Genomic DNA, 14548 nt, shown 5'->3' with positions numbered 1-14548 from the left:
AAAAATTAATTTTTGTTTTTATTTTCTCTGTTATAGATTAAAAATTTTTTTAAAAAAATATCTATTTCACCATTCATAACAGATTGAATTTTTGTAGTTTCATAACCGGTTCTTAAATCTTTTACTAATTTGTAAGGATGCATAATATAATTCCTAATTTGAGAACCCCATTCTATTTTTTTTTTTGTAGATTCTATTTTTTCTTTTTTTTCATTTTTTTTAATCATTTCAATTTCAAATAATCTAGATTTCAATAGTTGCAAAGCTTTTTGTCTATTTTGTATTTGAGAACGAGATTCGGTATTCTCTATAGTAATTCCTGTAGGATGATGACGTAATCTTACTCCTGTTTCAACTTTGTTTACGTTTTGTCCTCCAGATCCACTAGAACGAAAAGTTTCCCATTGTAGATCTGATATTTTGATATCTATGTCAATCTGATCATTGATCATGGGATAAACATATACAGAAGAAAAAGAAGTATGACGTTTTGAATTACTGTCAAAAGGAGATAGACGAATCAATCTATGCACTCCATTTTCTCCTTTTAAATAACCAAATGCATAAAGACCATTAATTTCTAAAGTAACAGATTTGATACCAGTAATATCTCCATATACATGATGGATTTTCTTTACTGAAAAATTTTTTTTTTCTGCCCACATGGAATACATTCTCATTAACATGGAAGTCCAATCACAACTTTCAGTACCTCCAGCGCCAGAAGATATTTGTAATATAGCATTTAAAGAATCTTCTTCTTCCGAGAGAATATTTTTCAACTCTATATTTGAAAGTAATTTTTTTGTTTTATACAATTGAATTTCAAATTCTTTTTCTACATTTTCTTCTTTAGAAAAAGAAAATATTATTTCTAATTCTTCGAAAGCATTTTTTAATTCCGTAAAATCTTTGATATATGCTTTCATATCATGCATATATTTTATATAATCTCTCGATTTTTTATAATTTTTCCAAAAATTTGGATTTAATGTTTTTTTTTGTCCTTTATTTATATATTCCTTTATTTCATCTATTTTTAGAATATTATAAATTTTTTGAATTCTTTCCGATAAAGATTGTATTTCTTCTTTTCTTATCATAAATGCGAAAATAAATATTTTGAAATAATTAGTTTTTCAAACTATACTGATCATAAATTTTTTTATATTATAAAAATATAAATATCATTTTCACATGAATTATAATAAGTTTACTATTAAATCACAAGAAGTGATACAAAAGGCGCAGTATATTGCCTTTAAAAAAAATCAACAATCTATCGAAAATGCACACATTTTAAAATCAATATTTGAAATTGAAGAAAATATAATTCCCTTTATTTTAAAAAAATTACAAGTTAATTCACAATTAATAATCATTGGATTAGATCGAATTATTTCATCTTATCCAAAAATTATTAGTGGTTCTTTAACTCAACATTTTAGTTTACATGTAACAAAAATGTTAAATATAGCAGAAAATTATGCAAATCTATTGAAAGATGAATTTATTTCTGTAGAGCATATTTTTTATGGAATTTTTATGAGTATGGATCATACTTCGCAATTATTAATAGATCAAGGAATAAAAGAAAAAAATATAAAAGAAGTTATTGAAAGTATGAGAAAAAAAAATGGAAAAATTATATCTTCTACAGAAGAGAATATCTTCAATGCTTTAGATAAATACGCTAAAAATCTAAATGAATGGGCTGATAAAGGAAAATTAGATCCCGTCATTGGACGGGATGAAGAAATACGTAGAGTTTTACAAATATTATCTAGAAGAACAAAAAATAATCCAATTTTAATAGGAGAAGCAGGAGTCGGAAAAACAGCTATAGCTGAGGGATTAGCACATCGTATTATTAGTGGAGATATTCCAGATAATTTAAAAAATAAACAAGTATTTTCTTTAGATATGGCTTCTATAATTGCGGGAGCTAAATATAAAGGAGAATTTGAAGAACGTTTAAAAGCTGTAATAAAAGAAGTAACCTCTTCAAATGGAGAAGTCATTTTATTTATTGATGAAATTCATACCCTAGTTGGGGCAGGTGGGGGTGAAGGTGCCATGGATGCCGCAAATATTTTAAAACCAGCATTGGCTAGAGGTGAACTGAGAGCTATAGGAGCTACAACTTTAAATGAATATCAGAAATATTTTAGAATAGATAAAGCTTTAGAAAGAAGATTTCAACAGGTGTATGTAGATGAACCTTCTATTTCTGATGCAATATCTATATTACGTGGAATTAAAGAAAAATATGAAAGCCATCACAAAGTCAGAATAAAAGATGAATCTATCATTTCTGCTGTAGAATTATCTAAACGTTATATTAACGAACGTTTTTTACCAGATAAAGCAATCGATCTTGTGGATGAAGCTGCTTCTAAATTAAGAATGGAAATTAATTCCAAACCTGAAAAATTAGATGTTTTACATAGAAAAATTATGCATATGGAAATACAAATCGAAGCTTTAAAAAGAGAAAATGATGAAAAACAGTTAGTTCCTTTAAAAAAGGAATTGTCTAAATTGAATGAAGAAAAAATGCAATTACAAGCTCAATGGCAAAACGAAAAAGATCTGGTTGAAGGAATACAAAAAGCGAAAGATAAAATAGAAAATTTTAAATTTGAAGCAGAACAAGCTGAAAGATCAGGTGATTATGGAAAAGTAGCAGAATTAAGATATGGGAAAATAAAAGAAGAAGAAAATAAAGTAAAAATATTAGAAAATGAATTGAAAAAACAAGAAGATCAAGGTAAAAAGATGATACAAGAAGAAGTTTACAGAGAGGATATAGCTCAAGTGGTATCTAAATGGACTGGAATTCCGGTTACTAAAATGTTGCAAAGTGAAAGAGAAAAATTATTATTTTTAGAAAAAGAATTACACAAAAGAATTGTAGGACAATATAATGCTATTCAATCTATCGCAAATGCTATTCGACGTTCTAGAGCAGGATTGCAGGATGAAAAAAAACCCATAGGATCTTTTCTCTTTATGGGGAGTACAGGAGTAGGGAAAACAGAACTCGCTAAAACTTTAGCAGAATATTTATTTGATGATGAAAATAATATGCTTCGTATAGATATGAGCGAATATCAAGAGCGTCATTCTGTAAGTCGATTTATAGGAGCTCCTCCAGGATATATAGGTTACGATGAAAGTGGACAATTAACAGAAGCTATACGTAGACGTCCTTACAGTGTAATTTTGTTGGATGAAATAGAAAAAGCTCATTCAGATGTTTTTAATATACTTTTGCAAGTTTTGGATGATGGAAGATTAACTGATAACAAAGGAAGAACAGTTAATTTTACAAATACTATAATCATTATGACTTCCAATATAGGATCAGACATTATTCAAGAAAGTTTATATCAAGAAATTTCTTCTAATAGAATAGAAGCTACAAAAAAAGCTTTAATAGATTTATTAAAAACCATTGTCAGACCTGAATTCATTAATCGTATAGATGAAATTATTCTATTTAAACCTCTTTCTAGAAAAGAAATAAAAGATATTGTTAAATTACAAATGAAAAAATTAGGAAAAATGCTATACAATAAAAAAAATATTTGTATAGAATCAACTAATGAAGCTATAGAATATTTATCTGAAAAAGGATATGATCCTCATTTTGGAGCTAGACCTTTGAAAAGAGTTATTCAACATGATATTTTAAATAATCTTTCTAAAGAAATTATAAAAGGGGAAATCCAAAAAAATCATAGAATTTTAATAGATTTTTTTAAAGAACAAGGAATTGTGTTTAGACAATCAAAAAAAATTGAAAATATTAAGATTTAAAAATTTGAATAAGTGATTCATAAATCTGGTTTTGTTAACATTATAGGATCTCCTAACGTAGGAAAATCTACTTTAATCAATTCTCTTGTAGGAAAAAAACTTTCTATCGTAACACATAAACCACAAACTACTCGTCATAGAATATTAGGATTTATAAATAAATCGAATCTTCAGATTATATTTTCTGATACTCCAGGAATTATTAGTCCTGTTTATACCATGCAAAAAATTATGATGCGAGATGTCAAAAAATCGTTAGAAGATGCAGATATTATATTACTTCTTACAGAAGTAGGGAAATTTGAAGATGTCTCAATATTCAATTATATTAAAAAAATAAAAAATAAAGATGTACCTATTATTATATTAATTAATAAAATAGATCAAATAAAAACACAATCTAGAGTAGATACATTGTATGATACAATGAATTATTGGCATAGATCATTTCCTCATTTAGAAATATTACCAATATCTGCATTAAAAAAAATGAATCAAGATCTATTAATGAATAAAATTATATCTTTATTATCTGAACATCCAGCTTATTATCCTAAAGACTATTTAAGTAATAAACCTGAATATTTTTTTGTAAATGAAATAATTAGGGAAAAAATATTTTTTTTATATAAAAAAGAAATACCTTATTCGGTAGAAATACAGACAAAATTTTTTAAAAAACAAAATGCTTTCATACATATATTATCATATCTATATGTAGAACGAGATTCTCAAAAAGGGATATTAATAGGAGAGAGGGGAAGTGTTATTCAAAAATTGAAACTTATTTCTACAAATAGTATAGAACTTTTTTTCAAAAAAAAAATAAAATTAATATTTTATGTAAAAGTTTGTAAAAACTGGCGACATGATTATAAAAAATTAAAATATTTTGGATATTAAATTTATTCAATTTTTATAATGAAAAATTCTTTTTTTCCAAATTGGAATAAAATATATTTTTTTCCTATTATGTTTTTTTTTGTAATCAAAATATTTTCTTTTATCAAAATTTTATTTAAGTGAATTGAATTCACTTTTAAAGCACGATTAACTTCACTTTTTGAAGAAAAAAAACTACTTTTTTTTAAAATATCTAATAAAAAAATTCCTTTTTCAAATTCTTCACAAGATATAACCATATGTGGAATATGATTATATATAGAAATCAAAATCTTATCATCCAATGATTGATAAGATTCATTTCTTTTTTCAAATAACACATTTGTGATTTCCATTATTTTTTTGGAAATTTTTTTTCCATGAACCCATTCAGTTATTTCATTAGCTAGTTTTCTTTGTAACAATCTTTTATTTGGATGTTTTCTATGTTGAAGAATTAAATCTTCAATTTCTTCTTTTGAAAAAAAAGTGTATATCCTCATGTATTTTTCAATTTCTACATCAGAAATATTCATCCAGAATTGATAAAATTTGTATGGGGAAGTTTTTTTTTCATTTAACCATATATTTTTCCCTTTATCACTTTTACCAAATTTAATTCCATTAGGTTTTATAATTAAAGGAAAAGTAATTCCATATGCTTTTTTTCCTGTTTTTTTTCGAATTAGTTCGATCCCTGTAGTGATATTTCCCCATTGATCAGATCCTCCTATTTGTAATTGACAATTTTTTACTTGATTTAAATATAAAAAATCATATCCTTGTATAAGAGAATAAGAGAATTCAGTGAAGGATATTCCGTTTTTTTGATTATGAATTCTTTTTTTTACAGAATCTTTAGATATCATATAATTTATAGGAAAATGTTTTCCTATTTCACGAATAAAATCTATAAAATAAATGTTTTGAATCCAATCATAATTGTTTAATAATTCTATTTTTTCTGAATAAAACTTCAAAAGCTTTAATATTTGATTTTTTATAGATTCCGTATTTTTTTGCAAAATTTCTTTACTTAAAAAGATTCTTTTATCCTTTTTACCGGAAGGATCTCCTATAAATCCAGTTGCTTCACCAATTAATGCTAAAGATTTATGTCCCTTTTTTTGAAAATGAATTAACATGATAATAGGTAAAAGATTTCCTAGGTGTAAAGAATCAGATGTAGGATCAAAACCTATATACATTGTAGTAGGTTTTTTTAATAAATTTTCTATACCTGGTACTTTATTTTTAATTAAACCTCTCCAATAGAGTTCATTCATGATATCATTCATAGAACAAGAATAAATGATAAAAATAATTTTAAATTATTCAATTATGACAAATAAATATGATAAAAAAAATTGCAACATATAATTTATTCACTTTTTTTTTTAGTTTAATTCATATCATGTTTTGCACTTTTTTTGTAAAAGACAGTTTTTCTTTTACATTAAAAATATATATTTTTTTATTGCCTATAAATAGTTTATTTTTTCTATTCTTATTAAGAAATAAAAAAAATAAATGCAAGTATACTACACATGTTTATATATTATGTGTAATAATGAGATTATTTTTTAGCATCTTTATTTTTTTTTATTTAATTACTTATGATGTTTCAAATATTTCTTTTTTTTTGAAATATTTAATTCATTTTATTTTTTCATATTTTATGATTGTTTTTTTTAATATTATATTTTTATTAAATTAATTTCAATTATTTTTGATGATTTTTTAAAAATTTTTCTTTTATAATCAATTCTACAGATTTATTCTCTATCTTAGAATTTAACCAAGAAATGATATCTAAATATAAAAAAGTTCTTTTTTCATAAGGGTGGTCATTATATTTCACTAATTTATCTCTTAATTTTTTAAATTGATTTCTAATTTGGTGTGGATATACATTCCCTAAGTTTTTAAAAAAATGAATGATTTTCTTTTGTACAATATACCAATCATCCATTTGGATAAAAAATTTGTATGCAGATTGAATTTTTTGATCCATATTTTCGTCTAAACCACTTTCATAACAAGCAATTAAGTGTAAAAGTCTAGCAAAACATTGTAAATCTTGTCGTAAATTTTTTTTTTTATTTTCCATAATTTTTGACAAATACCGAATGGTATTTTGATTATCTCCACTTCCAAAATATAAACAAGCAATTTTGTAGTAAAGAACCATGATATAATGAGAATCCAAGTAATTAAAAATTTTTTTTAATTCTATAAATAGTGGTGGAATTACTTTTTTAATTCCTTCCGAAAAGCTTCCTTCCATATAATGTTTATTAATACGGTTAGTATATGTGTACATAAAAATTAATATTTTAGTATTTCCATTTATCAAAATTTCTCCATTTTTCACTTCTTGTTCAAACTTTTGAAGAACATCAACAAATTTTGAATAATGATTTAAATAAAATAAGGTATCTAATAAATAATGATATCCTTTTAAATAACTGACAGGTGCTATTTTTTTTGCTTTTGTATGATTTTGAAATAACTCTACCCATTTATAAGATGATCTATAGCACATTATGAAATCTTGTCTGATATAATGATACCATACTTGAGCTTGATATAGGAATAATTTTTCGTAAAAATTAAGTTTATCAATATCAAATTTTGGAAGATTTGTACGAAAATATGTTTCTATAAATATTTTATCTTTTTCATTTCTAACATATCCTACTTTTAGATATAAACCATATAATTCTAGAGAAAGACTAGATAATGCATTATTACATTGAATTTTTTCAATTAATTCTTGTGAATCAGCGGATAATTCTCCAGATCTAGAATAAAGACTTCTAGTTATATGTTGAGATTCTATCATTTTTTCAAATTCTACTATTTCTAATAAAATGGTATTAGATTCATAACATCTAGCAACAATTTTTGCTTTTCCTAAAAATTTTAAGCTTTGTATATATAAACCTTTATTGTATAAAATTTTAGCAAAATCTAAATACTCACGTATTTGTATATCATAAGTATGTTGCAATTTTTTTAGACTAATCAAAATTTGATTATATAAATGAGCTTTCATATTAGATAATTGTTCTTTTTTTATAAGTGTATTATTCAATATTTTTTGCTCATTATAAGAATTTATTTTGTTCATGATTTCAAATAGTTTCATGAACTTAGCTTTTTTGTTTCTTTTGATGCGATTGGCATAAAGTCTAAAATTTCTTTTTTCGGATTTCGATAAAGTTTGAATTAATAAAAAAAGATGATCCGATTTATTTTTGTAATTAGACATTGTAATTTTATGACGATATTTTATTTGATTAATAGAATAATATAAAATAATTTTATTAATTAGATCTTGTAAGTCTTACAATAATTAATTTCTATTTTCTTTTTGGAAAAAATAGTTTTGATAAAACTAATCCAATCTTATGGGAAAAAATAGAATACAAATTTTTGATACATCTTTGCGAGATGGTGAACAAGTACCAGGATGTAAATTGAATGCTAAAGAAAAAGTCATAATAGCTAAAAAATTAGAAGTTTTAGGAGTTGATGTGATAGAAGCTGGATTTCCCACTTCAAGTCCAGAAGATTATAAATCGGTTCAAGAGATTTGTAGATCGGTTTCAAAAACTATAGTTTGTGCCTTATCTAGAGCTGTAGAAAAAGATATAGAAATGGCAGCATTGTCATTAAAATATGCCAAAAAACCTAGAATTCACACTGGAATAGGAACTTCAAATTGTCATATCCGTTATAAATTTAATAGTACTCCAGAAAAAATTATAGAACAAGCTATCCATGCGGTAAAATATGCAAAAAAATTTGTAGAAGATGTAGAGTTTTATGCTGAAGATGCAGGACGTACAGAAAATGAATTTTTAGCAAAAGTTTGTGAAAATGTGATCAAATATGGAGCTACAGTCATTAATATTCCGGACACTACAGGTTATTGCTTGCCAGAAGAATATGGAAATAAAATACGTTTTTTAAAAGAAAATGTAAAAGGAATTCATAAAACGATATTATCTACTCATTGTCACAACGATTTAGGATTGGCTACAGCTAATTCATTAGCTGGAATAATGAATGGAGCGGAACAAGTAGAGTGTACTATTAATGGAATTGGAGAAAGAGCAGGAAATACTTCACTCGAAGAAATTGTAATGATTATTAAACAAAATTCCCATTTAAATTTATTTACTAACATTAATACAAAATTAATTTCTTCTATAAGTAATTTGGTATCTGAAAGTACAGGAATGAAAATACAAGCGAATAAGGCTATAGTAGGAACTAACGCTTTTTCTCATTCTTCTGGAATCCATCAGGATGGGATTATAAAAAAAAGAGAGACTTATGAAAGTATTAATCCAGAAGATGTTGGTATAAATGAATCTTCAATCATTCTTACAGCTAGAAGTGGAAGAGCAGCTTTAGCTTATCGTTATAAAAAATTAGGCTATTTGCTAAACAAAAATTCTTTAGATTTGGTTTATTCTGTTTTTTTAGAGTATGCAGACAAGAAAAAAGAAATTACCGATACAGAATTAAAAATAATATTAAAACAAGCTAATTTAAATGAAAAAAATAATCAAATGTTGCATACTACTAATACAACGAATAGTATAAGAATAAATGTTGTATAAAAAAATGCAAAAATCATTATTTGATAAAATTTGGGAAGTGCATATTGTTAAAAAATTGGAAAATGAAATATATGTTCTTTATATAGATAGACATTATATACATGAAGTAACAAGTCCTCAAGCTTTTTTAGAGTTAAAAAAAAGAAATCTTCCTGTTTTTAGACCAAATCAAATTATAGCAACTGCAGATCATAATATTCCTACAATTAATCAACATTTACCTATTTCTGATCCTTTATCTAGAAAACAAGTAAGCTTATTAACAGATAATTGTAATCAATTTGGAATTACATTATATGGACTAGGAGATGAAAATAATGGAATAGTTCATGTTATTGGACCTGAATTAGGTTATACCTTACCAGGTATGACAATAGTTTGTGGTGATAGTCACACTTCCACTCATGGAGCTTTTGGTTGTATTGCTTTTGGAATTGGAACTAGTCAAGTTACTATGGTAATGGCTAGTCAATGTTTATTGTTGTCAAAACCGAAACAAATGAGAATCCAATTAAATGGAGAGTTAAGGAAAGGAGTTACTCCAAAAGATGTGATTTTATATATCATATCAAAATTAGGAGTAGATGCTGGAATTGGATATTTTATAGAATATACGGGTTCTGTTATTAAAAAAATGAGCATGGAAGGGAGAATGACTATTTGTAATATGAGCATTGAAATGGGAGCAAAAGGTGGATTAATAGCTCCAGACAAAATTACATTTGATTATGTAAAAAAATGTCAGTATTTCCAAAAATTTAGAAAAAAAGAAAAAAAAGTTATAGAATATTGGGAATCTTTAATAACAGATAAAAATACAATTTTTGATAAAGAACATATATTAAATGCGGAAGATATTGAACCTATGATCACTTATGGAACGAATCCTGGAATGTCAATCAAAATATCTGAAAAAATACCGAAATCAAATGTAGATTCTAAATCTTTAGAGTATATGGGATTTGCATTAAATGAATCTTTGTTAGGAAAAAGGATTAATTATATTTTCATAGGAAGTTGCACAAATTCTAGAATAGAAGATCTAAGATTAGTAGCTTCTGTGATAAAAGGTAAAAAAAAAGCGAATCATGTACAAGCAATGATTGTTCCTGGATCAAATCAGGTTATCAAACAAGTGAAAAAAGAAGGATTGGATAAAATTTTTCAAGAATCTGGATTTGATTTTCGTCAGTCTGGATGTTCTGCTTGTTTAGGAATGAATGAAGATAAGATTCCTTCAGGAGAATATTGTATTTCTACATCTAATAGAAATTTTGAAGGAAGACAAGGACCAGGATCTCGTACTTTACTTGCAAGTCCTTTAACTGCAGCTATTATAGCTATCGAAGGTGAAATTGTAGATATTAATAAATATATTCATGGAAAAATTAACGATGTTTATTAGTCAAGCTGTTCCATTATTTATAGAAGATGTAGATACGGATCAAATTATTCCTGCTCGTTTTTTAAAAGAAATTAAACGTGAAAAATGCGTAAAAAATATTTTTATGGATTGGCGCTATAAAAAAAATGGATCTTTAAATAAGGATTTCATATTAAATAATTCTAATTTTCATGGAAAAATTCTTCTTTCAGGAAGAAATTTTGGATGTGGATCTAGCCGTGAACATGCTGTATGGGCTATTTTTGATTATGGATTTAGGGTTATCATTTCTAGTTTTTTTGCTGATATTTTTAAAGAAAATGCATTAAATAATGGATTATTACCTGTAGAAGTTTCTGAATATTTTTTAAAAAAGTTATTTTATACAGTTGAAAAAAATCCAAAAACTAAGATAAAAATTGATTTAATCAATCAAAAGATTACAATAATAGAAACAGGAGAATTTCATAAATTCTATATACATCCATACAAAAAAAATTGTTTTATAAATGGATATGACGATATAGATTTTTTGATCTCTATTAAAAATGATGTAGAAACTTTCGAAAAAAATAGAAAATTTTTTTAACATGATTAAAAATATTTCTGTAATAGAAGGAGATGGAATTGGTCCAGAAATTATTCAACAAACCATAAAAGTTTTAAATTCCGTAGCTATAAAATATGATCACGATTTTCGTTATCAAAATGTTTTAGCTGGATCTAAAGCTATAGATCAATTAGGAAATCCTATGCCAGAAGAAACTATAAATAATTGTTTAAAATCTGACGCTATTTTGTTTTCTTGTGTAGGAGATCCAAAACATGATCATAACCCGAGAGGGATGAGGCCTGAAGATGGATTATTAAAACTAAGAAAAAAAATGGATTTATATTGTAATATTCGTCCTATAATAGTTTTTCCAAAACTAAATAAATCTCCTATAAAAAAAAAATTACTAAAAAAAGTTGATTTTATTATATACCGTGAATTAACAAGTGGAATTTATTTTGGTAAAAAAGGTCGTTCAGAAAATGGAGAAATAGCTTATGATTATTGTATTTATTCTAAAAAAGAAATTGAGAGGATTGGAGAAATGGCTTTTCAAGCTGCTATGAATCGTAAAAAAAAAGTAACATTGGTGGATAAAGCTAACGTATTAGAAACATCTCGATTATGGAGAGAAATCATTCAAAAAATATCGTTAGATTATCCAAATGTCAATCTAGATTTTTTATATATAGATAATGCAGCTGTCCAAATTATTATGAATCCTGAAAAATTTGATATAATTTTAACGGATAATATGTTTGGAGATATCCTTTCAGACGAATCCTGTGTTTTAACGAGTTCTTTAGGGTTATTGCCTTCTGCCTCTATAGGAAAATATCAAGCAATGTTTGAACCGATACATGGTTCTTATCCTCAAGCAAAGGGGAAAAATATAGCAAATCCTTTAGGATGTATACTTTCAGCATCTATGATGTTAGAATATTTTGGAATGCATAAAGAAAAAAATATTTTAGAAGCGGCTGTTAAAAATTCTATTGAAAACAAAGTATGTACACAAGATATTGTGAATATAGAATCATCTTATACCACTGAAGAGGTAGGTAATTACATAGAAAAATATATTCTAAATCAATAAATTTTTTCTATAATTGGAATATTAGGATTTAAAATGTCATAAATTCTTTGAATCAAAAATGGGAGAATCTTTATTTGATAATCTGCATATGTTATATTTGTATTTTCATTTTGAAAACGAAAAATATTTACAGGAATTTGCAATATATTTCCATTCATTTCAGGAGAAACAATTCCAATGACAGGAGTTTTTTTTTGAGATTCTTTGAATCTAGAAGATTTGAACCATAAATAAACATAAATTAACAATTGCATGGTATTCGTGTAATTTGTATCATAAAAAATATTTTTTATATTTTTTGAAGAAATATTAATCTTTTTAATTTTTGAAAATCCTATTTTATAATCAAGAATACGAGTAATCCCGTCGTATTCGTCTATACGATCAATAATCCCATGTAAGTTTACTTTTTTTGATCCGATTTTTAATATCGCAGATGCTTTTCGTTCTATTTCTTTGATAACGATTTTATGTCCATTTTTAATAAATTTTTCATCCCATGAAATAAAATTTTTTATGTAATTTTTGATAATGTGATAAAAAAACATATTATTTCCTTCAATTTCAAAAATTTCATCTTTTCCTATCATGATTTTTTTTATAATAGATTTATAATTTTTTTTCATATTATAAATACAATCGAGAGTCATCGAATTTTCTTTTACAGGATCATATAAAATTTTTAATATCTGATGAATGATTTTCCCTATTTTTTTTTTGTGAGATGTTTTTTCTGTATCATTCAATTTAAGTATCTTCTTATAATAAAATAAAAGAGGATTGTCATTATATAAATGAATAGAAGAAGGGGATAATCCTTTATTGATTAATTTATCTAAACATTGAATGATAGATTTTGTTTTATTAATAATAATAGGTTGTCTTTTTAAGTTGATAGGAAAGAATGGTTTTTTTATTCTTTCTTCTGAAATTTTTGAATTTATTTCCATTCTATGAATAAAACGACTTTTCTCTCCAGAATTAATTTCATCCTGTTGATTTTTATATATTGCATATATTTTTTTTGAGAATTTCATAATTCTCGTGAAATGATGAAAATAAAAATTTTCATTAAAATTATTATTGATTTGTAATTTTTTACATATACTAAAGGGAATAAAAGAATTCTTATGATTTGGAGGGATGACTCCTTCATTAAAGGAAGTAATGATCACATAATCAAAATTTTTAAAAAAAACGTCTATAAAACCTGTTATGTACAATCCTCTTTTATATTTATTATATATATATCGTATATTTTCTGTATGAGTAAACTCTTCATATATGTTATATATATCATTGATTCCTATAAATAGGTTTTTGTTTTTCCTAACTATTATCCTTAATTTTTTTATATAAATTTCTAGTTTATAAATAAATTTTAATTCTAAAAAGTGTTTTTTTTTATTTGAAAAAAGAAATTTTTTAAATTTTTTAATAAAACTAATGATACTTACAATAATTATTTTTATATCATGAGTTTGAATTTGAAAAATCATCCATAGATCATTTCTGTATAAATATTTTTTTATTACATTTTCGCAAACAAAATCTGAATCATTTTCCTGATTCAATTTTTTTAATATTGAATTTTTTTTTAAGAAAAATTTTTGAATATATCCATTGGACAACACTTTTATCACATCTCTTTTTAAAAATTTTTTAAGTTGATTTTTTTTGATTAATAGTTGAAATATAGAATAAAAAGTGTAATAAATAGGAATATTATTTAATGAATAATTTATATTTAAAGATATGTTAACACCTAATTTTTTTATGGCATCTGCTAATGGAAAAGTCAAATTTTTTTCTCCTGGTATTAGTAATATTTTTTCAGGATTTTTATTTTTTTTGATTAATTTGTCTATAATATTTTTTACAATTCTTATTTGCTCTATTTCTTTTGAAACAGAAACAATTTTGAAACAATTTTTTTGTAAAAATGTTTTTGAATTAAAAATTTGATTCTCATTTAAAGATTTTAAAGATGAAATTGGAATATTTTTTTCATATAAATCATATACTAATCCTTTTTGAATAATTTTTTGAATAAAAATTTTTTCACATTCATTAAATACTACATGATCAATAATAAGTAATATAATTTTAAAATTTATCTTTTTATGTAAAAAGGAATCTAAACGATAGATTGCCGTTTTAAAAAGCATTCCGTAATA

Annotated in this window: 10 protein-coding genes; 6 read left to right on the top strand and 4 right to left on the bottom strand. The window is 24.6% G+C overall.

Features of this window, described 5'->3' with window-relative positions; translation table 11 throughout:
• Nucleotides 1-5: 5 nt before the first annotated feature.
• Nucleotides 6-1103 carry a peptide chain release factor 2 gene (gene prfB / locus H0H55_RS02855; protein ID WP_185861236.1) on the bottom strand — a complete coding sequence of 366 codons (1098 nt, stop codon included), beginning with the start codon at nt 1101-1103 and terminating at the stop codon, nt 6-8.
• Nucleotides 1104-1197: 94 nt separating this feature from the next.
• Here prfB and clpB point away from each other — a divergent pair, with 94 nt between their 5' ends.
• Nucleotides 1198-3822, top strand: a complete 2625-nt coding sequence (gene clpB, locus H0H55_RS02850; RefSeq protein WP_185861235.1) for an ATP-dependent chaperone ClpB — start codon at nt 1198-1200, stop codon at nt 3820-3822.
• Between the two features lie 12 nt (nt 3823-3834).
• A complete protein-coding gene (gene era / locus H0H55_RS02845) occupies nt 3835-4725 on the top strand; it encodes a GTPase Era (RefSeq protein ID WP_238784155.1) in 891 nt (296 codons plus the stop codon).
• A 2-nt stretch (nt 4726-4727) separates the two neighbouring features.
• Here era and tyrS read toward each other — a convergent pair whose 3' ends face one another.
• Both tyrS and H0H55_RS02835 read right to left on the bottom strand, forming a co-directional pair.
• Nucleotides 4728-6002, bottom strand: a complete 1275-nt coding sequence (gene tyrS / locus H0H55_RS02840) for a tyrosine--tRNA ligase (RefSeq protein WP_185861234.1) — start codon at nt 6000-6002, stop codon at nt 4728-4730.
• A 425-nt stretch (nt 6003-6427) separates the two neighbouring features.
• Nucleotides 6428-7837 (bottom strand): hypothetical protein, encoded by a 1410-nt coding sequence (locus H0H55_RS02835; protein WP_394798760.1) that lies wholly within the window; start codon nt 7835-7837, stop codon nt 6428-6430.
• A gap of 280 nt (nt 7838-8117) precedes the next feature.
• Here H0H55_RS02835 and H0H55_RS02830 point away from each other — a divergent pair, with 280 nt between their 5' ends.
• The 4 genes from H0H55_RS02830 to leuB are packed head-to-tail and all read left to right on the top strand — an operon-like array spanning nt 8118 to nt 12371.
• Nucleotides 8118-9338 (top strand): 2-isopropylmalate synthase, encoded by a 1221-nt coding sequence (locus H0H55_RS02830; protein ID WP_185861232.1) that lies wholly within the window; start codon nt 8118-8120, stop codon nt 9336-9338.
• A gap of 4 nt (nt 9339-9342) precedes the next feature.
• Complete coding sequence (gene leuC, locus H0H55_RS02825; RefSeq protein WP_185861231.1) at nt 9343-10743, top strand: 3-isopropylmalate dehydratase large subunit; 1401 nt, start codon at nt 9343-9345, stop codon at nt 10741-10743.
• Nucleotides 10718-11311, top strand: coding sequence for a 3-isopropylmalate dehydratase small subunit (gene leuD, locus H0H55_RS02820; RefSeq protein ID WP_185861230.1), 594 nt, complete (start codon nt 10718-10720; stop codon nt 11309-11311). Before leuC ends, leuD begins: the two co-directional genes overlap by 26 nt.
• A 1-nt stretch (nt 11312) precedes the next feature.
• Nucleotides 11313-12371 (top strand): 3-isopropylmalate dehydrogenase, encoded by a 1059-nt coding sequence (gene leuB / locus H0H55_RS02815; protein WP_185861229.1) that lies wholly within the window; start codon nt 11313-11315, stop codon nt 12369-12371.
• Here the strand turns inward: leuB and H0H55_RS02810 are convergent.
• Nucleotides 12365-14539 (bottom strand): PD-(D/E)XK nuclease family protein, encoded by a 2175-nt coding sequence (locus tag H0H55_RS02810; protein WP_238784154.1) that lies wholly within the window; start codon nt 14537-14539, stop codon nt 12365-12367. The genes leuB and H0H55_RS02810 overlap by 7 nt on opposite strands.
• Between the last annotated feature and the right edge of the window lie 9 nt (nt 14540-14548).

Origin of the sequence: Blattabacterium cuenoti (genome assembly GCF_014251795.1) — a bacterium.
Lineage (GTDB): Bacteria > Bacteroidota > Bacteroidia > Flavobacteriales > Blattabacteriaceae > Blattabacterium > Blattabacterium cuenoti_AB.
Note: the sequence above shows the minus strand (reverse complement) of the source record. Positions and strands in the feature narration are given on the sequence as shown.

Excerpts from the sequence above, each read along its gene's own strand:
- H0H55_RS02830 (WP_185861232.1), top strand. The coding sequence starts at position 8,118 with ATGGGAAAAAATAGAATACAAATTTTTGATACATCTTTGCGAGATGGT.
- prfB (WP_185861236.1), bottom strand. The coding sequence starts at position 1,103 with ATGATAAGAAAAGAAGAAATACAATCTTTATCGGAAAGAATTCAAAAA.
- clpB (WP_185861235.1), top strand. The coding sequence starts at position 1,198 with ATGAATTATAATAAGTTTACTATTAAATCACAAGAAGTGATACAAAAG.
- H0H55_RS02835 (WP_394798760.1), bottom strand. The coding sequence starts at position 7,837 with ATGAACAAAATAAATTCTTATAATGAGCAAAAAATATTGAATAATACA.
- H0H55_RS02810 (WP_238784154.1), bottom strand. The coding sequence starts at position 14,539 with ATGCTTTTTAAAACGGCAATCTATCGTTTAGATTCCTTTTTACATAAA.
- leuD (WP_185861230.1), top strand. The coding sequence starts at position 10,718 with ATGGAAAAATTAACGATGTTTATTAGTCAAGCTGTTCCATTATTTATA.
- leuC (WP_185861231.1), top strand. The coding sequence starts at position 9,343 with ATGCAAAAATCATTATTTGATAAAATTTGGGAAGTGCATATTGTTAAA.
- tyrS (WP_185861234.1), bottom strand. The coding sequence starts at position 6,002 with ATGAATGATATCATGAATGAACTCTATTGGAGAGGTTTAATTAAAAAT.
- leuB (WP_185861229.1), top strand. The coding sequence starts at position 11,313 with ATGATTAAAAATATTTCTGTAATAGAAGGAGATGGAATTGGTCCAGAA.